Raw genomic sequence first — 22398 nt, 5'->3', positions numbered from 1 at the left:
CTTCGAGAAGCTGCTGGCTGCAATCTGCGAAGGACGCGTGGGCGCCGTCGTCGATGAGGATTGGCGTCTATGACCTCCTCATCCGAGCGATCGCCTCCTGCTCGGCATGAAGGGCACGATGAGCGAGGCCGAACTGCACACCCTGAAGTCGCGGCTGCAAGGCGGCATCCTCAACAAGGCGCGCCGCGGCGAGCTCGAGATGCCGTTGCCGATCGGGTTGGTCTACACCCGGACGTGCGGGTCGTGCTCGATCCGACCGACAGATCCAGGACACGGTGCGGCTCCTGTTCAATACCCCCCGCCAGACCGGCTCGGCCTGCGCCGTCGTGCGCCGCCTGCGCGGCGAGAAGATCGTCTTTCCCGGGCGTATCCGTCGCAGCATCGGCAAGGGGGCGACGTCCTGTGGAGCGAGATCGACCAATCCCCCGTCCTCCAGATACCGATTGCCAGGTTCTGATACCCGAACCCCACGAGGGCTACATTTCCTGGGCTGAGTACGAGCGGAATCAGACTACCCTGGAGCAGAACGCTGCCGGCTTTTCACCCGCGCTGAGCATGCCCCACCAGGCCAGCGGTCTGTTGCAGGGGACGGCTGTTGTGCGGCCGCTGCGGTGCACGCATGCCGGTCCATTACGAGCCGTTCGAGGGGCGGCTGCGCCCGTATTACGTCTGCACCGAAGCCGTCGTGCGGCACGCCGGCAAGCACTGCCAATGCGTGCGCGGCGCTCCGGTCGACGAGGCGGTAAGCGCGCTACTGCTGAAGGCGATCGCGCCGGCGGCGATCGATGTCGCGCTTGCCGTGCAGCACGAGATCACCCAGCGTGTGGAGCAGGCTGCGGCGCTGCACGGCACGCAGTTGCCACGCGCCCGCTATGAGGCTGAACTTGCCGTCGAGGCTATCCTGAAGGTCGATCCGGACAACCGCTTGGTCGCCGACGCGCTGGAAGTGATCCGGCCAGGATCGCACTCATGCAGCGCCTCTTGTGTAGGGATGGCCGGGATTATGGAAGATGTCCCGCCGACACTCGGATCCCTGTGGCGCTGATAGAGCTGCTCGCGGCGCCTGCGCGCCGGCAATCGACGCCTTGAAGTTGAGCATGGCGCAGCAAAATTGGGAAGCACGAAGATCCGAACATTTGGTATCGGCATGTCACGTTATGCTGCAGGCAATGCCCAACCATGGTACATGACATTGGCGAGACCGTAGTGGTGCTCAGGAGTTCTGTTCGCGGGGGGTGGTCATCGTCGGACGAAGCGCTCGTCGAACAGAACGGCAGCGGCCGGCATCCTCCACTCCTCCATCAAGTTGGCGCATAATACCTCTTACTTTGAGATTAGCATCCGGTAACGCACGTGCCCATCTTCCTTGACGTAGGAATCATAGAGTCTACGGGCACGGACGTTGTCCTTGTCGGCATGCCAGTAAAGCCGATCCCAGCCATTTTTTTTGCAAACTGCGACGAGATCGTCAACGAGCGCCCGGCCAATGCCGGAGCCGCGGAAATGCTCGTCAACATAAAGATCCTCAAGATAGCAGTCATTGCTCTTGACCCACGACGAAGGGTGGGGGATATGGATAGCGAAGCCTACAGGCGTACAATCCTGCTCGGCAACCCGCATCTTAACCGGCGAGGCGGGATCGATAATCCGCCTCCAGGCGATCGCAGTCACCTCGGGATCGAGCGTCATCCTGAAGAAGTGCACGTGACAGTCCCAAAGTTTGCGCCAGGCATGTTCATGCTCTGGACGCGCATCCTTGATCTCAAGTGCCATGGCGATCCTCAAATGAAAAGAACGGGAAATAACTGCGACCGAGGTTTTCCCCAGTCTGGTTATGACCGGCGGCTATGCCGATCAGCTAAATCATTACATTCGCAGGGATGATGTTGCGATTCAGTGCTCCTAACTTGCAATGCTCTCCCGCTAATCCAGCTTCAGGAACTAGGCTATGTTTTTGCGCGCAAAGTCGGCCAATGCCCTAGAACCTCCCCAGCGCTCGCGCCATTGTCCGCCTCCTGAAGGCAGCGTTGAATCAAAGCAGCGTCTGGCATGACATCACAATCGCTTGTCGACCTGCGGACGTGCCTATCGGCCGTGCCTCAAGCTGTGCTCATCAAAGCTGGATCAAAAGGACATTTTGTGAGATTTTCGACGCCGTTCTCGGTGATCAGCACCTGCTCTTCTAGTTTAACGCCCTCGTGCCCGCCAACGGCGCCGATGTATGACTCTACGCATAGCGTCATCCCCGGTTCGAGCACATAGTCGAATGCTCCTGGGATGAAATCTTCAGGATATAGGATGGCAGGGTATTCGTCGCAAAGGCCGATGCCGTGCATCATGACGCCATAGCGCTGCTCGACGAATTCCGCGGGGAGTCTGTGACTGCGTTCCGTGAGCTCCGTGAATGATGTGCCAGGTTTGAGCATGGCCATATTGGTCATCATGTGCTCATAGGCTATACTGTGGAGTCTTCGCTGCTCGTCACTCGCTCGGCCGTCGCCACAGTACCACGTTCGGGAGAAATCCGCACACATGCCGTAAGGCCCGACAACATCGGTGTCGAATGCGACCAGGTCTCCCGTTCTAATCCGTCGTGGCCCAGCTTCCTGCAGCCACGGATTTGTACGAGGGCCGGACGTAAGAAGGCGCGTTTCGATCCATTCGCCACCGCGGGCGATGTTCTCAGCATGAAGAACAGACCACAACTCCGTTTCGGCGATATCTGGACGCAAACGCTCGCGCATTTTGGAAACTGCAATTTCACAAGTAGCCAACGAGCAGCGCATCGCGTTGATCTCGTCTATCCCCTTGATAGCCCGCGCATGCTCCATAAGCTGCATGCCGTTGCAAACCTCGATGCCAAGGACATCTAATGCGCGCAGGCCCGGGATCTCCATTTTGTCAACAGCCAGACGCCTATTTTCGCCGCCGAAGCGGCGCAGCAGTTCATCTACCTGCCCGGCAAAATCCGTTGCGATGGCCTCTCCTTCGTCCCCGGCGACAAAGTAGTAAAAGCCAGCCCCCCCTTCTCGGATCTCGTTGATGAGCGGGAGGTGCCCCGATAGCGGACTACACCCGCGAAGGTCCCATAGAACGACATGGCCGTCCGCCGATACGAAAACAGCTCGGGAAGTATTGTGCATGATCCAGATTTGCATGTTCGAAGAATCAGTAGCATATCGAATGTTCAGAGGATCGAAGCACAGCACTCCAGTATAATCGCGTTGGCGCAGTTGCTGGACGATACGGTCTAGCCGCGTCTTACGCATGCGGTCCAGGCTCGGCGGTGTAAGACCCAGTGCCGACCACTCGGCAAAGGCTAGGTCCGTCGGCCCGATCTCCACTCGATCGTTGTCGTCGATGCTCCCGTCGGGTTTCAGAGCAATTTCCTTACGTGTCGGATCAATTTTGCGGTTCACAATAGAAAAAGAGGACATTTTAGCATTGCCTTTTCCAACGTCACTTTGCCTTACGCGCCCGGCATCGTCGGCAACTCAAGCGAGGTGAGGGCCGGCCCGTGCGATCGCACCGTCAGCGAAGATTTCGTACCCTGCTGCGGAGTTCTTCAGTCGTTCGTAATGTGATTGAGTTGACTATTCCGGTTCGCCTTCTGTGACTGGGAGCGGACCGGTTCCATACCCGTTTCGTCCTCTCAGATGAGGGAAGTGCTTGATGTATTTTCCGAACTTGTATGCCCCGCAAGTGATCGGCTGGTATTGCGCCGGATTGGCCTCGGAAACGCAACTCTCCAAAGGCGCGAAGACAGCGTCAGGGTCGGCGTCGATAAAGAACGGTATCGAATAGCGTTCTCGCCCGGAAGTGTTCACCACTCGATGCAGGTTCGCGAGATAGACATCGTTGGTCAGCTTCTGCAGCAAATCGCCGATGTTGACGACGAAAGTATTAGGGATCGGCGTGCCCTCGACCCAGACCCCATTTCGGTTCATCACCTGAAGCCCTCCGACGCTATCCTGGGCGATAAAACCTAGGTTACCAAAGTCGGTGTGCGCTCCGATGCCGATGATCCTCTCGTCCACGAGGCCGGTTTGTGGCGGATAGCGCTGCAAGCGTTGAGACGTAATGGGATCCTTCATTCGCGGCTCGAAGAAATCTGATGGAAGATCAAGGCTGAGCGCTATGCCCCTCAGAATCTTTATCGATAGCTCCTTCATGGCCTCGTGATAGGTGAAAACAGCCTCCCTGAAACCGGGTAGAGTGGCCGGCCACTGGTTGGGCCCAAAGAACGGGCTATCGACACTCGGCCGCTCGGGGCCGATGTCGAAGCACTCTTTTAAGTCCCTAGTTTTTGACGGATCGGTGTTTTCGCCGAAGATCTCGATATAACCGCGCAGCGCGACCCCGGAATTACTGATGTGCAGTTTCATCTTCTCTTCGACGGGAAGGTTAAAGAAAGCCCGAGCCTGCGCAAAGATTTCAGCCAGTAACTTCTCTGATATGCCGTGGTTCTTGATATACATGAAACCGACATTGCTTAGCGCCCATCGAAATTCCTTCGCCACGCTTCGTGCATCTGTTCCATCAAGCAACGGACCAACGTCAATAATTGGGAGTCTGTCGAATGTCTCGCGCTGGGCATGAAGCCTGTCGTCGAGCTGGACCAAATCTGATGTCGTCATTGAAGTTCACCCATTTCTTAATAGCGCATATTTGGCTGCAAGGCTGCGCGTGGCGGGAGACTGGCTGCCGTTCGGCAGCAGCGAGCTCGAGAGCGTTTCCGCTATCCGCGTCGCCTGTGAGCGCCGCTGGAACAAGGCATCGCCGGGTTCCGAATACTTACTAACCCAAGATCGTCCATCTTCGGATCTCCCAAGGTTGGGGCTCGGCTTTTCAGGACCAGTCTCTTGGCCCAGAGGTTGCCAGTCAGCTTGTGGCCGACACCGCGCATTTGCAAAGCGGCAGATGTGCGAACTTGGCCAAACTAGTTCCCACATTCCGAACGATCAAGATAAACATGATTTCATCAAGGTGAAGTCTAGGTAACGTAAAGAACAAATCCTTATTGTAATTGTAGTAAGCTGTTAAAAAACCGGCACGGCCTGATTCGCTGACTCCGAAGAAAATTCGGAGGGCATTGGGTGAGAGGCGGTGATCATCGGACAGGCGAGCTATTCAGATCCTATGAAGTCTGAGAGGCTGGTGGATGCAGCCGAAACGAATGATTTAGCGTAGGATTCGGTTGTCTAAGCCAACCTGCGACCTCACTGGCGAGCCACCGCCATGACCGACGATACGTTCGCGCCGTTTTCATTTCCAGTCGTTGGACGCAAGAAGATCACAGCTGCGTTTGACGGCGGACGCAACACCTGGGATGGGCGTCACGCTTTTGGACGCGGCCGAGCGACGCCTTCAACTGGCTGACAGGCTGGCCGCCGCGAGCCCCGATCCGCTCGATCCAAAGCGGTGATGCGCGATGGCCCACATTGTGCGCGCGCCCATCTTTGCGATCGCGTGCAGCAAAGGGATTGGCAACGACATCACCGACTGCGTATCGACCCGGCCGTTAAGCTCCCCCGGCGGCTGCCCGACAGCGGGATTGGTCTTTGCTCGCAGCCGACCTGCTCGCGCCTGGAGAACCTGCCGACCTGCGCACTGTCATGCTGCTCGGTTGGGTTCTGTTCGATATCTAGCTGTCGAGCTATGCCGCGTCGCCCGCAAGCGCAACGCTCATATCGACGACACGGTGGATGTGATTCACGGCCATCAGCAGCTCTCGCACTTCAACGCCCACTGCGACGAGCGTTGCTTACTGCCGATCCTATTCTACGACGCTGAGACGGGACGCCCGGTCGCCATGATCGGGGTCCTTGCAAGACCTCGGCGGGCAAGGAGATCCGCGGCCATCTGCGGCGGCTTATCCGGCGCATCCGCACCGCTGGCCGACCACCCGCAACCTGGTCCGCAGCGATGGTCACTTGGGCCGGGCGCAAGTCATGGCCTGGTGCGAGAACATTGCGATCGACTATCTCTTCGGATTGCCAGGCAACAAGGTCGTTCAACGTCTCATTTATGAAGCCGCCGACGATACCGCACCCGCCGCGCGCTCAATCACAAGCTGCGCGGCTATGCCGAGGCCCTTTTTTGCCGACGTGGAGGTGCTCACATCGTCACGCCAGCTCTGTCCGGCTTGCTTGGGGATTACGCACCCGTTCTGTCGGCTTTTCTGTCGGCTTTCTCTCAGTTTGTGTCGTTCGCGACCCTTTGCTCCTCCAGGCATTTTCTCGTTCTTGCTTAGGCCAAATCGCTCAAAACAGTTCCTTTCTCGCCGAGCATCTTAACTCAAAGTTCGAGCGATTCGATGGTTTGCATGCGGAAGGGGCTGTCATCGGCGGACTTGGTCCAACGGAAGAGCTTACCAGTTTCATTTGTTGGCACGAATTTTGAAGCCCTGTTGGGTAGCAAGTGGCCACAGCCGACGAGGAACACTTGCTTACGTGCGAAGGAGCTGTGATGAATACCGTTGATCAACAAACCGCCCTGGAGCACACCGCACACAAGCGCATCAAGGAGGTCCTTGGCCTCGATGGCAACGCCGATCGCTTAGCCAAGTTCTATCGCCAATGGGCCAGCACCTACGATCTGGACGTTGTTCAATACGGATACTGCGGGCCGATCATCGTGGCGGAACTCGCAGCTGTTGTACAAATGGCCTATTTGCCCAAGGAACGAGCAGCCACGGCAATTTTGGATGTCGGCTGTGGAACAGGCCTTGTCGGAGTGGAACTGGAACGCCTCGGATTCCGGTTGATCGACGGGTTCGATCTGTCCGAGGAGATGGCCGAAAAGGCCCGGGAAACTCGCGTTTACCGCAATGTCAGAGGCGATGTTGATCTTAGCGTGCCGCTCTCCGGATACTCGGCGAGCTATGATATCACGGTATGCTGCGGCGTCTTCACGCTCGGGCATGTCCAACCAGACCGGCTGCGTGAGTTAGCCCGCGTTACGCGCCCGAACGGGTTCATCATCGCAAACACCCGCAGGAGCTATGCGGATGCCACTTGCTTCGCAGACGAGGTGAAGCATCTGCAGGACGCGCGTGTACTCGTGCTGACACATTGTCTGAACGACGGCAGATACGTCACGGAGGAGGACGCTCATTACTGGGTTTTCCGGATACCTGAAAAGGCCAGCTCACCAGAGGTATAGAGACTCCACAATTCGTTGGCGGGCCGACACACGGCAACGTCGATAACGGAGTAGTGCAACATGACGGCACGATCAATCGCGGAATCCAGACGGCCCCTGAGAGAGCGCTGTCGTGCGGCATCGATGTACGCCTCCACCTACAGTCGGCGAGCAGCACCATCGTCAACGTCGGCTCAATCGAAGGGCGGGGCTCCAATACGAAACTCGCGGCCTACTGCACCTCCAAAGCCGGTCCGGTATCCACTGCCTCACGACAATAGCGAAGGCGTCCGTTGCAACGGAGTTGCGCCGGGGTGGATCGACGCCGACATAAAAATGTGGATCTCATGAGCAACCTGCCGATCCCCAGGGTTCCGCCAAAAGGTCGGAAGTAATCCATCCAGTAGGCCCACCGATGGAGGCGGGGTGCCGATGTTAAGCCTGCCGCATTAGGGGCAGGTTTGCGCTTCCGAAGCAGAGTCACAGCGCTTCTGTCAAACAGGTCGTCGGCACGCGCAATGGACGATGCAAATCTAAGGAAGCAGATCTAAGGAAAAGGTGAGTGTTGAGACGGGCCCACGGAATCCAGTTTCAAAGAATGACAGTCTCATCCCGCGAAGCTCTGGCGAATAGGCGTGGTTTTCTGGCGCGTCTCGATGCAATCCAACTGGAGGTAATTAAATGGTGTCGAATATTGCTTTGGACGAGCGTCGGAATGCGGCTGTTTCGGCGGGGGGCTCGTGGTCCTTTCCGATATATGTCGAGCGGGCTCAAGGTGCAGAGATCTGGGATGTGGAGGGGCGGCGATATATCGACTTCCTGAGTGGAATGGGTGCTCTCGCTGTCGGACACTCGCATCCGAAGATTGTCGCTGCCATACAGGCCCAGCTTACAAAGTTCAGCCACACCTTTTTTGGCACCGCTCCGTATGAAAGTTACCTTGCCGTAGCTGAGCGGTTGAACCAGCGTTGCAAGGTGGGCGGGCGGGCCAAGACATTGCTCGTCACGACCGGGGCAGAGGCTGTCGAGAATGCCGTCAAGCTTGCCCGCGCCTATACCAAGCGGCGTGGCATTATTGTCTTCGGTGGTGCATTTCACGGCCGCACGCTGCTGACGATGGCGATGACGGGAAAGGTAAATCCATACAAGCAGTCGTTCGGACCGTTCCCGGGCAACATCTATCGTGCCCCCTATCCGGATCTGTATCGGGGCGTCAGCGTCGAGCACTGCCTTTCGGAGTTGGACACGCTCTTCGAAACCGAGATCGAGGCGAGTGCGGTCGCGGCGATCTTCATCGAGCCGCTTCTGGGTGAAGGTGGCTTCATCCCCGCGCCCGTTGAGTTCATGGCAGGTATCCGGCGCCTTTGCGATCAGCATGGCATCGTCCTTGTCGCCGACGAGGTGCAATCCGGCTTCGGGAGAACCGGCCGCCTGTTTGCCATAGAACATACCGGCATCGAGCCTGACTTGATCACGATGGGCAAGAGCATGGCAGCTGGCATCCCGATTGCGGCAATCGTCGGCAAAGCGGAGATCATGGATTCCGTTGCCGTCGGCGGCCTGGGCGGAACCTATGCGGGCAATCCGTTGGCATGTGCGGCTGCTTTGGCCGTGCTGGATGTCCTCGAGGAGGAAAACCTGCTTGGCCGCGCAAGTGAGATCGGCGAGCGTCTCACGGCTGGCTTGCAGCGGATTCAGAAGAAGAGAAACCGCACGGTGATTGGCGACATCCGTGGGCTGGGCTCGATGATCGGCGCCGAACTGGTCGAAGATGGAGAAACCCGCAAGCCCGCGCGCGCCCTGACCGCCAAAGTCATCAAGGAAGCAGCCAATCGCGGTTTGCTGCTCGCATCGGCCGGCCGACACTTCAACGTGATCCGCTTCCTTGTCCCGCTGGTCCTGTCGGATGCGCTCGTCGACGAAGCCCTGGGCATCATCGATGACTCGATCGACGTCGCGCTCGAGAGTGAGCTTGCCCCCGCAAAGGCAGCAGATCAGGTCAGGTGAGAACTCATGAACTTTGCAAATCCCTCGGAGGCACTTGCACTGGCAAGTGAATTCCGTCGTGCACCGTTCGGGCATCACAGTCCGAACCTGCAGAAGCTTCTGCGCATGTTTCGCAGCCTTCCAATCGCCGGAAAGCACGCCTTGTTCTCAATCCGGCCCAACCGCAGTTGGATGCTCGTTACTCTCACAGGGATACCCGGCCGTCCCATGACGAAACATGAGGACATCATCTTTGAGGATCTGGCGGAGGCGGAGTGGTACGTGTTCCGCCGACGCTGGCGTCAACATTTCGGAACTGAGCTTCCGGACGGAGCTGAAGCATGAGGACGCTGTCTGGTTACGCAAACATTATAAGCGCCAAGCCGGGCGACACTGTTGAATTCAAGGTGAGTTCGCACGGTTCCGCCTCGAGCTTCTCGGCTCGACTGGTGCGGCTCATCACCACTGAGGAGCATCCGCGTACGGCCGGCTTGATCGAACGGGACGTCGAGGCGGCCTTCAACGGGGAATATCCCGCCCGACGGCAACCGATCCACACTGGGTCTTACGGCTACGTGGACCATGCCACCGCGTTTTCCGGACTAGAGGATTTCACGTTCCAGACCTGGCTCTGGCCAACCCTGCCTGGAACCAGGCGTCAAACAATCGCGGGTACTTGGGACGAGAGCCGCAGCCTGGGTTTTGCGCTCGCGATCGACGAGACGGGTCGATTGACGTTCCTGATGGGTGATGGTGAAGGGAAGGTTTCCTCCGCCAGTCTGTCCACGCCCTTGCTTGAGCGGCAGTGGGGATTGGTTGCTGCCAGCTATAGTGCAAAAGATCGCACGGTAGTTCTACACCAGAGCCCCCGCTGTGAAATCGGTGATCTCGGCTCCGCGGAAACCCGCCAGTTTGATATTGCTGCCTTTCATGGGAACGGCGCGCAAAGACATTTCTTCATCGCTGCCCACAAGGCGTCCGGTGACGATGGATTGCTGTTGGCGGGAGGGCATTACAACGGGAAGATCGATTCTCCGAAACTTCACGCCTGTGCCCTTTCCGTTGAGGAGATGGCCTCGCTTGGCGGCGACGCCGACATCGCCCGGCTAAACGAGTGCGTTTCGGCCGATTGGGACTTCAGCATCGATCAGGGATCGGACATCTTCAAGGATGTCTCGGGCAACGGGCTGGACGGTCGCCTGGTGAACATGCCAACCCGGGCCATGAAGGGTTACAACTGGACCGGTCGATTCCATGACTGGCGAACCGCGCCACGCGAATATGGCGCCATCCATTTTCACGACGACGACCTCTATGACGCCGGGTGGTCGACCGACTTTGCCTTCACGGTCCCGAACGGACTGGAAAGCGGCGTCTATGCCGCCCGCCTCGACGCTCAGCACGCAAGCCCAGCCTATATCATATTCTTCGTGCGGCCGCCGAAGGGGCAGGCCACTTCGGATGTGGTCTACCTGGCCTCGACGGCGACCTACATGGCTTATGCCAACCAGACGCTCATTGCCCGCGACCCGCTCGACGAGATGAGCATGGGCGGCCTTCTGATCTTCGGAGAAGATGACGTTTTCCTGGATGAGAACCCGGAATACGGAAAGTCGCTGTACGATCTTCACACCGACGGAAGCGGCGTCTGTTACTCGTCGCGTCTACGACCGGTCCTAACCATGTCGCCGAATGCAAAATATTGGAGGTTCGGTGGTGACGGCTACCTGACAGGTTGGCTCGATGCGCTAGGCATCAGCGCAGACGTCATCACGGACGAAGACCTCCACAACGAAGGAGAAAGCATTCTCGCCCCTTATCGTGTCGTCTTGACGGGATGCCATCCCGAATACGTGTCCTTGGCAATGTGGGATGCCTTGAAGACCCACCTCGGCCGAGGCGGGCGTCTGATGTATCTCGGCGGCAACGGGTTCTATTGGAGGACGGCGTTTCATCCAACGCTGCCTGGCCTGATCGAAGTTCGCCGCGCCGAAGACGGTTCTCGCGCCTGGTCGGCTGAAGCGGGCGAATATTTCATGAGCACGACGGGCGAATACGGCGGGATGTGGCGTCGCCAGGACCGAACCCCCAACCAACTCGTTGGAATTGGCTTTTGCGCGCAAGGCTTCATGTCGGGTTCATACTATCAGTGGGGCCCAGGCAGCAGCGATCCCCGCGTCGATTTTGTTTTCAAGGGTATCAGCAAAGGTCCCAAGTTCGGGGATTATGGCCTGTCCGGCAACGGGGCGGCGGGACAAGAACTGGATCGCTACGATCCGGCCTTGGGATCGCCAAGACATGCTGTGGCCATAGCGACCTCAACCGACCATACCGACAACATGCTATTGGCTAAGGAAGAGTTCGGCGCGATGCATTGGATGATTGGTGGGACTGAGAACAAAAACGTTCGCTCGGACATAGTATTTTTCGAAACCTCAGGCGGCGGAGCGGTTTTCTCCGTTGGGTCCATTTCCTGGTGCATGAGCCTGCCCATCGACGACTACGAAAACGATGTCTCCCGGGTGACGCGGAACGTGCTTGAGCGCTTCCGCGATCCCAGACCGTTTCCGTTACCTCGTTCGGATTGGTGAGCGGGCTCCACCGATCCCGCCATTGTGTTTCGGCGTGTAGAGATTGCACGCCGAAACACATCTCGGCGTCGTCGGCAGCCCATCCGAGAAACTGGCGCTATTGGAGAGGTGTACGCCTCCGGCGAAGCTTTCGACTACCCACATTCGCAGACGCGGCCTATTGCCCTGCATGAATCTGTCGTGATTTTGTCCATGACGCCGAATTACGGAAGCGTCACTGACGCGAGACAAGACCAGCAGCAGCGGAGCCGCTTGGCAGGAGGAAGAGCTTTCTGCTGCGGCGCTTCCCCGACAAACGCCTAGCCTGTCGACTGCCGCAGTTGCTGGATCAACTGTCAGCTGCGCCGCGCAAGCCGATCCCGGCGGTATGTGGCGACTGACGACGGCGAAGACGGCTTCCCGCTTCTTTGACAACCCGCTGACCGGACATAGCGTTCTCGCCGGCCATTTTGCAGCGACTGCGGCGCGTTGCGGCAAACGAAGGTCCGATCTTATCCTGCAGGACACGACCGAATTTGCCGCCGGTCAACTTCTGCACCGCGGACGGCCCGGGCGCTGCAACGGAACGGCCGTCGTCGGCGATGTCTCGATGGTCGTCTAGCCGCGCACGATCGCCGCCGTGGTCGGCACCTCCGGCTCCGGCAAGACGGCAGCGTATCCGGGCAGCGAGCGGTTATCGGCGCCGTCGATCTTGACGATGCCAGAGGTGGGCTCGACCAGCCGGTTGATCATCCTGAGCAGCGTCGCCGCAGCATCGGCTACGCCATCCAGGGGCCACGCGGTGAAGTGGCGCAAAGGTTTTGATCCCGAGGGGGCGATGGGGCAGTCACCGGACTTGGTCTACGACCCGGCCCGCCTTGACAGTTTTCGCCAGGCGTTTCGTCAGACGCGGCAGGAAGAGACCCGGGATCGCGTCAATTGGTTGGGTCCCGATAACCTCCATTCCCATCGCTGAATAAAAGGGAACTGCGAACGGGTCGGCCGCAAGGCTAATCCGCTCGGCGCCAATGCTCTGCGCACAGGTCTCGAGTTTCCGCCAGAGCGCCCGCCCGACACCAGAGCGCTTGAGCCTCGGATCGACGAACATGGCCCAGACCTCCGCGCCGTCGTCCGATCGTCTCAAGTCAAAGAAGCCGTTCAGCAGGCCATCGGCATTTTCGGCAACCCAGGTCTCGCCTTCTACGATCGTTTGCGGCGTGTAGTGGAGATTGTAAATGGCCTCACACGCCCGCAAGAATGCCTCGTCGTAGCCGTTCGAGGCCTTTGAGCGGAGCGCCAGCGCAATGAGCATCGACGCTTCCTCCGCTCTTGCACGTCGGATGCGGTACTGCTGGTCCAAGCGCTCGGTCATGATTATCTGTTCCTCCGAAGATGAGAAATCTTGATGCAGCGTGGAGCGCGATGCAAAAGCGGTGCCAGTCTACGGGCATTTGGCTTTCTGTATTGCGAAGGAAACCCTTCGCTCTGAGAGCCTTGGGCGTCGACAACGGTAGCGAATTCGTTAACACGAGCTTGTCGAATATTGCCTTGGTCACGGTAAGCCCCGCGGATACCTCGAGCGTTTCAACCACGTGGGGGTGGGTCGAACTCATCCGATCGCGGCCCTACCGCAAGAACCACCAAGCGCGGATAAAGGAGAAAAGGGCGCCGTTGTGTGGAAGCTCTTGGACTATCGGTCGCTTCGAAGGTTTGGTGGCGGCAAGGGCGATCACGCGTCTCTACGGAGCTCCAGGCTGTTCGTGGATTTCTTCCAGCCCTCGTTCAAGTTGACCTCGAAGCATCGCGACGGCGCGAAGGTGGTATAAGCGCTATCATTCACCGCAGATGATCTGCGAGCGTCTCCTGCAAGAGGAAGGTGTCCCGAGGGCCACCAAGAGCAAGTTGCGCGAGATCGCCGCGGACCTCGATCCCTAAAACTTCTGGTGGAGATCGGACCGGCAGCGCCTGGCAGAATGTCGGGTTCAAAACAAACATTGGCAGAAGTGAGCTTCATTAAATCCGCTCACTTATGGCACATGGATGTTTTCAAAGGGCAATTACCAATCACTAAAGATTCGGCACGCTGGCACGGCTTTTGCTAAGTTGGAGTGGGGCAAATATGTTTGACCGACGACTAATCGACTCCCGCAGGACGGGCGATGCCCTCCTTTAGGCACTCTCTCAGGGAACAGCTTGCCCATAAAGGCGCCCAACTTTGGCATGGTGTTGGCGAGCAATATGGTATTGCAAATGGGTCATCAGCTCCTTCGATCAAAGCTGAGACTTGGCTGCGCGGCGAACCCATCGCACACTTAAGGCCCGGCAAAGTGTACGTCGTCGAATTTTGGGCGGCTGAGACCGAACCATGTACGGCAGCGATGCGTCATCTGATGCAGTTGCAGGAACAGTTCAGGTACAGCGGATTCCAGGTGGTCGGAGTCGCGACTCCTGAACGCGCCTCAACGGACGTCGAGGCGGGGAGCCGAGCTGGCCGCGTGGTTGACCAAAAAACGAATCTCAAGTTTCCGATCGCGTTCGACTACAAAGGCGAATTGTCGGATCGCCGACCTTGTTCGTAATCGATCTAGACGGCCGCATCGACTTTATCGGAGGCGATCCGCAAGATGATGAGCGACAACGTGCCCACGAGCCGGCATCACCGGCGCCCTAGCATGGCGACGCTCTGCTCGCAGGACTTGTCCGCTGCCGGCGCTGCGGCCGCAACCTCACGGTGCGGTACGCGGGCACCAAGTACAACATTCCGCGCTATTTCTGCTGGCGGGATCTGCTCGACAATGGCGAGCCGCATCGCCTTTTGGCGGACCGCGCGTCGATGATGCGATTGAGGAAGCGCTTCTGCGAGTCGTGGAGCACCGGGAGCGATTGCTGCCGCTGCCGAGCGAGCTAAGACCAGTCACTAATCATGTCGGTGAGATCGAGAACAAGATCGCCGCGCATGATGCCGCTACGCTCATCAGCCCGCCAATTGGAGCCGAGAAACCGTTGTCGAATATGCCAACTTGAAATCGCCAACCCGATGTCGGGTCTTCATCGCAATCCAGAGCGTCGCGTTGCCCCAGCCATCAAGGGTCGGATGAGCAGTCGCTCCGCGATCGCGACCCATGATTGCTGTTAAGCCCGAACACCGGGATGGAGCGCGACTACCGCGCCGGCGAGCAGGGCGACGCCAACCCGCAAAACTTGGGCCGTATCGCGTGATACTAAAATGGTGAAATAGACCAATCGATCAAGTCAACGGCACGCTGAAGTATTGCCGAAGTCTGAGCTGGGCTGGCTGAAACGGCTATGATATACCCGATCCAGTCGCGATAATCGCCTTTCCTAGCGATCCGCATGTTCGGTTTGACATACAATTTTACCTCGACGACACCCGGCACAGCAGCCGCCCGGCTGTCGCCATCGACCCAATCGAGGATGCCATCGCGATCCGGAACCAGTATCCGCGCAGCCGCAGTCTGTGAATGTTTTATTCGCAAATCCCATTCGTCGCCGATGACGAGCTTGATGTGCGCAGTGACGAGATCGACACCGCAAGCCAGGTGAACCAGTTGAGGAGTGGGCACGCCCCCAAGGCGCGGGTTGACCTCGATGACGACTGGGCCACGCTTCGTCCATCGGAATTCGATGTTCATAGGCCCCCAGCCAACGCTGAGTGCCCGTATACAGTTCACCGAAATATCGACGATACGTGAATGCTCTTCATCAGTAAACGCCTGCGGGAACGTGAACTGACGAAGCACAAAATGCGGTGGGGGACCGAAGTCAGCGGCTGCAATCCCGATGACCTCATTTCCCATAGTTTCAATGCTATACTGCAAGCCTTGTGCGAATTCTTCAACCAGTATCTTCCTCCCCGAACCCCGCCATATGTGCTTCCCGCACAACAGATAGGTCGTATGTTCGGCCAACTCTTCAGTGTTGCGACACAACCGGACACCGCAGCTGCCTCCCCCCATGGCCGGCTTAAGAACTACCGGCAAGCCGATCTCCGCAGCAGCGCTTTCCACCTCCGCCGCATTTGCGGCGACGCGAAAGGCAGGTACAGGAACGCCGGCCTCGGCGAGAAGTTGACGTTGAGTGAATTTGTCGCAACACCGTTCAATGGATTCGGGGTTCGGTCCCGGAAGGTCAAAATACCGGCAGAGCTTGCTAATTGTCGCATAGAACGCCTCTAAGGATGAGGTAATGCCAGCAATGTCGTAAGTGGTCTCTAACCGGGAACATTCATGGATCAGAGCATCGATATCGTATGTATCGACACGGACTGCTTCAGTGCGTTCCGCGGCAATATACTCGTACTGGGCAGGGTCAGCCGATAGGGTAATTGGATGAAGACCAAGACGCTGAGCCGCTTGGACGAAGAGATGACCATTACCCGTTGGATCACCTTCGACCAGTATGAGTGCTCTCGTTGCCATTGGCTGTGCTCCGTTCGCGGGGAGTTCGAATATAACCGGATCAGCCTTTTTGGCTGTGCACCAGATCGGTCTGATGTGAACATAACATTGTCTGCGATTAGCGATTGCAAAGATCCTGCAAACATACTTGAAGATTTGTTGAACCGAGGATCGTGCCTAATCATCGAACTTGAGATCGACGGCATTGTGATGCGGGGTTGTAGACGACGTCGTAGATCTTGCGCGCAAGCACGCGATCAGCGAGGCGACGCTGTATAACTGGAAGGCGAAGTATGGCTGGATGGACGTGTCCGACGCCAAGCGCCTGAGGCTCTGGAAGACTAGAACGCGAAGCTGAAGAAGCAGATGGGTGGAGGCAGCGGCGCTGTCTCTGGATGTCGACGCCACGTTTCTCCCGGCTGGGCATTGAGCGCCGCTGACTGGTGGTCGGTTCCGTCGGACCTAATCAGCGAGAGGAGCGCCGTTTTTCCCGACCCACCGGTTCGGAGAGTCGTGGCGAGCTCGCCCTGTTCCGCCGTAAAGTCGAGCCGCTCCAAAGCGCAAAACTGGCCGTACTGCGAAAGCCCGTAAAGACTGATCGATGCCATTAGCCGAGCGCGCTAGTTCTGATGCCAAGCGCTCCGCTCTTCGACCCAGATCCCCCGCAACCCCGGCGGCGTCACACTCAAGGTCGGCAATCCTTGCGATCTACTCTTCGACCGAGGTTCGTACCAGCCCATATCAGCCACGTCGACGCGAACGCATCGGTGGGGCCAAGCGTGACCTATGGGAATAAATCACGACGTGTAGTGATCCTCACGACTTCCGACGCCTTAGAAAAACTGCTTGCCAGCAACCTATAGAGGTCTTCGCCGGCTCTGGTAAGCACGACATTATCCCCAAGCCCCACAATCAGCCGAACGCCAAGCTCCCCCTCAATGGCTTTGATCTGCCGACAGATCTCTCCCGATGTCACTTTTAGCTCGGAAGCCGTAAGCTTGAACGACAAATGGCGCGCCAATGCCTCGAATCCCTCAAGGGCAGTCAGGGACGGTATATCATGGTAGAGATGGACCATTGGTCACTCATAGAGAGTTGGAAATCGGGAACAGAACGAAACGTATTCCGTGCCACCACTGTCCTCCGTGACAAATTGCAGCCGTCCACCGCGCCCCCGCAAATTGCATGCCGAACTGGCGCGTTTTAGTTGCACCGCTACTAACCCGTGCCGATGGTCCAATCCTTGGCGTCGGTTTCGTCAGGTTTTCGGCATCTTAGGAACTAGCTGACGGCCACCGGCACGTCCGTAGAGGTAATGGGGACGAGCATTAATAGGACGGGAGAGCCGCAAGGTGGCCGCTGGACGACGTCCTTAGTTCTCAGCTCGTTAAAAGAATAGGGCGAGCCCGCATGAAAGCCGTCGTCAAGTGAAATTGAGGTTGGACAAGCTTTGCCGACGCCCATCTCGAAATATCGATGAGTTGACCGATGAGGCTGACAACAGACTGATATTGCGTCCCGCTGCGAGACATTTTGGTTGCGACTTTGCAGGCTTGCCAATGCCGGGACTGTCGCTCGCATAGACTTCCGGATCAACCGCTCCGGCCAGCCGCATGTCCTAGACAATAATACTATGCCAGGGTTCGAAACGGGCAATTCTTACGCCCTAGCGGCCATGAACGCCGGATGTGGTTAATCCTATCTTGAATGTCGCACACGGGCGGCATTTCGGATGCACATTCCCCTGAACTGCAATCACCCGCCCAGGGAGATTCTTCTTCGCATGCCATCGAACGCTGGCACCTAAAGTTAGGTATGCAACCGGACGGCAGTCGAATTCAAAGAGATCAGTTATGACAAGGCAGAGGAAGCAGAGACAGGACCTTGGTGGCGGCCAACGAAATTGTGGTTCACAGCCGTCGACCGCTCCCGACCAAGGCATTGCGCGTTATGCGTGCTTCGAACTCGCGGTCAGGGGTTTGTGTCACGACGAGCCCGAAATACTCATCAAGCAGGGCGAGCACGCGCTGCGTGTGATTCCGGAGCTGCTCTAACCCGTACATCTTCACGACGTATTCGGCTAACAGTTGGACAGCGCTCTCTTCGTCTCCTCCGTGAACGACGAACGGGTCCGGGATTCGCTGCACAGTTACGTCACTAAAGTGCGCGGCAGCGAACAGATCGAGCACCTCGCCCGCGGTAAAATGAGGATAGTCATGGGGGGTCACGGAATGAATTGACACCACGTCAGCGAACCAGCGGGCAGTGGGGGAGCCCTCCTCAAAGTCATGAAGAACAAAGATGCCACCGGGCCGGAGAATTCGCGCAGCCTCCCGGACAGCAGTGACGCGCTGAGAGCGCGGGATGTGGTGCGTGCCGTAAGCCATCAGCACGCCATCCACTGATCCGTCTCTAATCCAGAACGGATCGGTTGCGGCCTGCCAGATCGCAAACAGGCCGTCTCGGGTGCAGCGGTCTACCATAAACTGGGAGACGTCCGAGTTGATGAAACTTGGGCAGCGCGCCGCACCCAAGAGCCGGTGCGCTACCTTGTTCACGTATCCGTCACCGGCGAGAAGATCGCAGAAGATCAGTGATGAACACAGTCCGTCGCGTCCATTGGGGTGCATTTTTCCCAGGAGGTCCATCACACCCTCCGATCGTGCCAGCAGGGACATTTGGATGCTATCGAGGTAGTCCGAACCACGCGCTTCCGAGGTGAACTCATTCCGCGACAGAATGGCAAGACAGTCGAATGATTCGATGGCTATTCGGGGATCGATGGCCTTGAAGGCCACTGGGTCTATTTTTTCCAACCGGGAGAGGTGCGAATCTAAACTATTAGGAAACATTGTTGTTCTCTGTGGGATACCAGGTGCCGACGGGTAGAGCGATAGTGCCAGTTCTTCGTTCAGTTTACGGACCCCGATCTTGGAGAGGCTATTGCCGCGTTGGATTCTGCGGATAGCTGCATTCAATATGGCGTTACTCTTCCGGTCGGACTCCGTATCCGTCGCACTAAAACGGAATGTGCTAGAGATCTCTGAAGGTTCTATCTCCTAAGGTGGACCAACCGCAAAACCTGCTGACCTAAGCCCCCGTATTTCATGCGACCCTGGATCTCATCGGTCGGGCAAATCGTCCAACCAGCAGGCACCCTCAACGTGCGGCCGGGAAAAGATCTTTCCGATCTTTTCGGGATTCTTGTTTTGATGATACCGCATATACATACGGTCATCGGCGCCAAGGTCGAGGACTTCGATCTTTCCTGTGTAATGGGACATGATGTATTTGAAGGTTTTTTGGATCCCACTGAGGCGTTGGTTGATGCCGCGAGAAATCTCTATTCCGCGGCGCAGTGAAACCTGAAAATGGGAAGCGCCTTTTACCGGTCTGGCCTGAAAAAGGTAATACGGGCGGATACCCATTTGGTGACACTTGGCGAACGTGGCTGCCAAGATCTCTGGATCATCGTTGACCTTCGCGAGAAGCACGGTTTGGTTCAGGAACTGTACGCCCTGTGCGCGCAATGAGCGAACCTCATGCTCCGCCTTGACAGAGATTTCGCCGATGTGATCGAAGTGTGTGACGATCACTGCGGCCTTACCCGCTTCGTCGATGCGTTTGAACAAAGCCGGTAAAGCGGGATCCTCGAACCGTTTGGGCTGGTACGCTAGTGTTTTTGTACCAAATCGAATCGAATCCAGATGTGGGATTGGCAGCAGATGATCAATCATCTTGTCGAGCTTGGCCGTGCTGAGTACCAGCGGATCGCCTCCTGTTATCAGTACGTTCGTTATCTCGGGATGGCCGTTTATATATTGCGAAATTTGCTCGAAATCGGTTGCGATTTCATCGGTATTTTTTCCGACAAGGCGTTTTCGAAGGCAATAGCGGCAATATGATGCACAACGGTCCGTAACCAGAAGCAACCCGGTTTGGGCGTACTTGTGCTGAAATCCGGGAAAGACCGTATTATGTAGCTCGCCGCTCGTGTCCAGGTTTCCAGAACTTTCGAACTCATCGAATGACGGCTCCACGATGTATTTGAGCTGTTCATAATAACCGCTGTTTGTGATCTGCTCACGATAAGATTTTGTGACAAGATAACGCATGATGCGACTGGCTTGCAGTTCCCCCTCTGTAACGACGCGCGGGCCCTCGATGAAATTCATCACCGTAGTGTCAGGCTGCGAGGCCGGGTTGGCGGGTGGTGCTTCAGGAGGGCAAACGAGAGGCGTTCGCGTGTTCAACTCACGATCGCCACGGCTCTGGCCCTTATCGATGTCCGCGACCGCTTCCGGATGCCGTTCCCGCTGCGCCTCAAGCAGTTCGTGAACCCAGCGGTCTTGTGGAGGGGCCGTCTTCGTCGGGTTCGGCTCGACAGGATATCGACATGCGTCCACCAACAGAAGTGGTACCGACCAAACTCGCTGCCCGGGGCCGGCCACCATCTGGCTCAGGACCTGCTGCAAATAGGTCACAAATCGCTCCACCGTGCCCCGCTCAAACAGCGAGGTCGGATAGATCAGCTCTCCACAGATCGCCTCGCCGACTTGGGAAAGGTTAAGCGCAAGATCGTGTTGCGCGACACGATCGCCAACGTAAACAGATTCAAGCTCAAGGCCCGCCAATTCGGCCGACCCCCCAGAATTGTCTTGCCATGTAAGTGTAACCTCCGGTTTGTGAGACGGATCGATAAGTTGCACCGCCTGCTCAAATGGTAGGTCCTGATCATCCTGCACCCCACGCGCGGCGACATTAGCCCGTTCTAGCAATGTCTCCAGTGTCGGATCTCCCGATAGACTAATCCGCAACGCCAAGGTCCTGACGAAGCAGCCGATCAGTCCCTCAATCTCGGAGCGGGTGCGGTTGTCGGTAGGTGTACCGATCACCAGCTCGTTCTGACCCGACAGCCGCGCCAGTACCAGCACCCAGCCCGCCAGCAGGGTAACGAACAGGGTCGTCCCATGACGCTGGCTCAGTTCCTTGAGCTGTGTACTCAGCCGCTCGTGCAACTCAAATTCGACGTAACTGCCGCTGTAGTCCTGCTCCGCCGGCCGCGGCCGGTCTGTCGGCAGCTCCAGCACTGCTGGCAAGCCGTCCTGCATCCGGAGCCAGTATTCCGACTGCCGCTGCAAGAGTTCCCCTGCTAGCCGACCTCGCTGCCAAATCGCGTAGTCCGCATACTGCACCGGCAATGGTCTCAGCCGATCCGCGCGGCCTTCCCAGGCCGCGGAGTAGAGTTCGCTAAGCTCGCAAATCAGGATCTCCCGCGACCGGCCGTCCGAGACCATGCGGTGCATGATGATCAGCAGCATATGAATGTCCTGCGTCAAACGCCCCAGTCGAGCACGGATCAGCGGCCCGTCTTCCAGATCAAACACCGCCTGCCCTTCAAAACACATCAGCTCCGCAAGGGCCCCCTCCACATCCGTGGCCACCAGATCATCTCGTTTCAGCGGCAGGCCGATGTCCGCCGGTCCAATCCTTTGGAACGGCTCGCCGTCCTTCACCCCGAAGCTGGTGCGCAGCACCTCATGACGCGCCACCAACCCGTCCAAGGCCGACTGCAGGGCAGCCTCGTCCAATTCGCCGCGAAGCCGAAGCCCCACATAGATGAGATCGGCCTTATTACCGCCCTTCCGATGTGACAGGAACCAAAGTCGCTGCTGGGGAAGCGACAGTGGCACCCGTGATTGACGCGGCAAAGCTTCAATTGGCGGTACCGCACTCAGTGCAAGGTCTATCGTATTGTTTTGGATTGTTCGAGCCAGTTTCATTAGCCCTCCTCGGTCGAAGCATGCGACACCGCTATGGGAACAGGTCGTGTACCGTGTCCAAGCAATCGGCGTGCCACCGAGAAGGTCGTGCGAGCCAAGAGCCAATCCAAGTGTTTTCGCCGCGACAGTCGGTTTGCTGCGCCTAATTGTGTCGGGTTCCGGACGGTAGCGTCTTTAATCGGATACGGCTGGCACAGAAAAATTTGCCACTGAGCGCATGTTGAAAATACCGGCGAGCCGGCCACTAGCGCGGGCTAGGACGAGAAGGGCTTATTGCTGGTGCTCAGCGTTCATGGCTATCGAGACTGGCAGATGCGCGCTTGATCGGAATTGCCCATTTAAGAGCTCAGGAAGGTTGCTCTAGTTTCGAGTTCTGAGCTGACGGAACCGCGTTCCGATCGGCCGTCGCCGTCCCCGGCGCTTGCGCAAGGTGGGTGAATGATCGTAGGCCCGACCAGCGCCGCGGGGACCGATGGTTGACCGGATTGTGCAACCTGT

The 22398-nt window shown here is 57.7% G+C and carries 19 protein-coding genes and 2 pseudogenes; 12 read left to right on the top strand and 9 right to left on the bottom strand.

What is annotated here, in order from left to right; genetic code table 11:
- Positions 1 to 118: 118 nt before the first annotated feature.
- Entirely contained in the window at positions 119 to 457 is a 339-nt protein-coding gene (locus NKH67_RS34185) for a hypothetical protein (protein WP_502893767.1), read from the top strand.
- 162 nt (positions 458 to 619) lie between these two features.
- Complete coding sequence (locus tag NKH67_RS34180) at positions 620 to 1045, top strand: hypothetical protein (RefSeq protein ID WP_502893766.1); 426 nt, start codon at positions 620 to 622, stop codon at positions 1043 to 1045.
- Between the two features lie 278 nt (positions 1046 to 1323).
- On the opposite strand, the gene NKH67_RS18910 is transcribed toward NKH67_RS34180, so the two are convergent.
- From NKH67_RS18910 to NKH67_RS18900, 3 genes are all read right to left on the bottom strand, one after another.
- Complete coding sequence (locus NKH67_RS18910; RefSeq protein ID WP_353031509.1) at positions 1324 to 1773, bottom strand: GNAT family N-acetyltransferase; 450 nt, start codon at positions 1771 to 1773, stop codon at positions 1324 to 1326.
- 326 nt (positions 1774 to 2099) lie between these two features.
- Positions 2100 to 3437, bottom strand: coding sequence for a M24 family metallopeptidase (locus NKH67_RS18905; protein ID WP_353031507.1), 1338 nt, complete (start codon positions 3435 to 3437; stop codon positions 2100 to 2102).
- A gap of 156 nt (positions 3438 to 3593) precedes the next feature.
- Complete coding sequence (locus NKH67_RS18900) at positions 3594 to 4637, bottom strand: isopenicillin N synthase family dioxygenase (RefSeq protein ID WP_353031505.1); 1044 nt, start codon at positions 4635 to 4637, stop codon at positions 3594 to 3596.
- Between the two features lie 601 nt (positions 4638 to 5238).
- On the opposite strand from NKH67_RS18900, the pseudogene NKH67_RS18895 reads away from it, so the two are divergent.
- From NKH67_RS18895 to NKH67_RS34175, 6 genes and pseudogenes are all read left to right on the top strand, one after another.
- A pseudogene (locus tag NKH67_RS18895) lies at positions 5239 to 6100 on the top strand (transposase); the annotation flags it as partial.
- 368 nt (positions 6101 to 6468) lie between these two features.
- Positions 6469 to 7164 (top strand): class I SAM-dependent DNA methyltransferase, encoded by a 696-nt coding sequence (locus NKH67_RS18890; RefSeq protein WP_353031503.1) that lies wholly within the window; start codon positions 6469 to 6471, stop codon positions 7162 to 7164.
- 660 nt (positions 7165 to 7824) lie between these two features.
- A complete protein-coding gene (gabT, locus tag NKH67_RS18885; protein WP_353031501.1) occupies positions 7825 to 9150 on the top strand; it encodes a 4-aminobutyrate--2-oxoglutarate transaminase in 1326 nt (441 codons plus the stop codon).
- A 6-nt stretch (positions 9151 to 9156) separates the two neighbouring features.
- Complete coding sequence (locus NKH67_RS18880; protein WP_353031499.1) at positions 9157 to 9474, top strand: N,N-dimethylformamidase alpha subunit family protein; 318 nt, start codon at positions 9157 to 9159, stop codon at positions 9472 to 9474.
- A complete protein-coding gene (locus NKH67_RS18875; protein WP_353031497.1) occupies positions 9471 to 11720 on the top strand; it encodes a N,N-dimethylformamidase beta subunit family domain-containing protein in 2250 nt (749 codons plus the stop codon). Before NKH67_RS18880 ends, NKH67_RS18875 begins: the two co-directional genes overlap by 4 nt.
- Before the next feature lie 272 nt (positions 11721 to 11992).
- Positions 11993 to 12100, top strand: coding sequence for a transposase DNA-binding-containing protein (locus NKH67_RS34175; protein ID WP_502893771.1), 108 nt, complete (start codon positions 11993 to 11995; stop codon positions 12098 to 12100).
- A 217-nt stretch (positions 12101 to 12317) separates the two neighbouring features.
- On the opposite strand, the gene NKH67_RS18865 is transcribed toward NKH67_RS34175, so the two are convergent.
- Positions 12318 to 12515, bottom strand: coding sequence for a hypothetical protein (locus NKH67_RS18865; protein ID WP_353031633.1), 198 nt, complete (start codon positions 12513 to 12515; stop codon positions 12318 to 12320).
- A 31-nt stretch (positions 12516 to 12546) separates the two neighbouring features.
- The gene (locus NKH67_RS18860; protein ID WP_353031495.1) at positions 12547 to 13071 is read right to left on the bottom strand and encodes a GNAT family N-acetyltransferase; all 525 of its coding nucleotides are present in this window, start codon (positions 13069 to 13071) and stop codon (positions 12547 to 12549) included.
- 787 nt (positions 13072 to 13858) lie between these two features.
- Between NKH67_RS18860 and NKH67_RS18855 the strand changes: the two genes are divergently transcribed.
- Positions 13859 to 14278, top strand: coding sequence for a TlpA disulfide reductase family protein (locus tag NKH67_RS18855; RefSeq protein WP_353031493.1), 420 nt, complete (start codon positions 13859 to 13861; stop codon positions 14276 to 14278).
- A 104-nt stretch (positions 14279 to 14382) separates the two neighbouring features.
- Positions 14383 to 14607, top strand: a complete 225-nt coding sequence (locus tag NKH67_RS18850; protein WP_353031617.1) for a recombinase zinc ribbon domain-containing protein — start codon at positions 14383 to 14385, stop codon at positions 14605 to 14607.
- Between the two features lie 313 nt (positions 14608 to 14920).
- Here the strand turns inward: NKH67_RS18850 and NKH67_RS18845 are convergent, their stop codons facing one another.
- Entirely contained in the window at positions 14921 to 16138 is a 1218-nt protein-coding gene (locus NKH67_RS18845) for an ATP-grasp domain-containing protein (RefSeq protein ID WP_353031491.1), read from the bottom strand.
- 214 nt (positions 16139 to 16352) lie between these two features.
- On the opposite strand from NKH67_RS18845, the pseudogene NKH67_RS18840 reads away from it, so the two are divergent.
- Positions 16353 to 16459, top strand: a pseudogene (locus tag NKH67_RS18840) (transposase); the annotation flags it as partial.
- A 442-nt stretch (positions 16460 to 16901) separates the two neighbouring features.
- Here the strand turns inward: NKH67_RS18840 and NKH67_RS18835 are convergent.
- Positions 16902 to 17195: a LysR family transcriptional regulator gene (locus tag NKH67_RS18835; protein WP_353031489.1), complete on the bottom strand. Its 294-nt coding sequence runs from the start codon at positions 17193 to 17195 to the stop codon at positions 16902 to 16904.
- Positions 17196 to 17654: 459 nt separating this feature from the next.
- Between NKH67_RS18835 and NKH67_RS18830 the strand changes: the two genes are divergently transcribed.
- On the top strand, positions 17655 to 17813 hold the full coding sequence (locus NKH67_RS18830) for a hypothetical protein (protein ID WP_353031487.1): 159 nt from the start codon (positions 17655 to 17657) through the stop codon (positions 17811 to 17813).
- 214 nt (positions 17814 to 18027) lie between these two features.
- Here the strand turns inward: NKH67_RS18830 and NKH67_RS18825 are convergent, their stop codons facing one another.
- Positions 18028 to 18915, bottom strand: a complete 888-nt coding sequence (locus NKH67_RS18825; RefSeq protein WP_353031485.1) for a class I SAM-dependent methyltransferase — start codon at positions 18913 to 18915, stop codon at positions 18028 to 18030.
- Positions 18916 to 19239: 324 nt separating this feature from the next.
- Positions 19240 to 21900 (bottom strand): condensation domain-containing protein, encoded by a 2661-nt coding sequence (locus NKH67_RS18820; RefSeq protein WP_353031483.1) that lies wholly within the window; start codon positions 21898 to 21900, stop codon positions 19240 to 19242.
- Positions 21901 to 22398 lie beyond the last annotated feature (498 nt).

Source organism: Mesorhizobium sp. M0968 (assembly GCF_040319065.1).
Taxonomy (GTDB): domain Bacteria; phylum Pseudomonadota; class Alphaproteobacteria; order Rhizobiales; family Rhizobiaceae; genus Mesorhizobium.
Note: the sequence above shows the minus strand (reverse complement) of the source record. Positions and strands in the feature narration are given on the sequence as shown.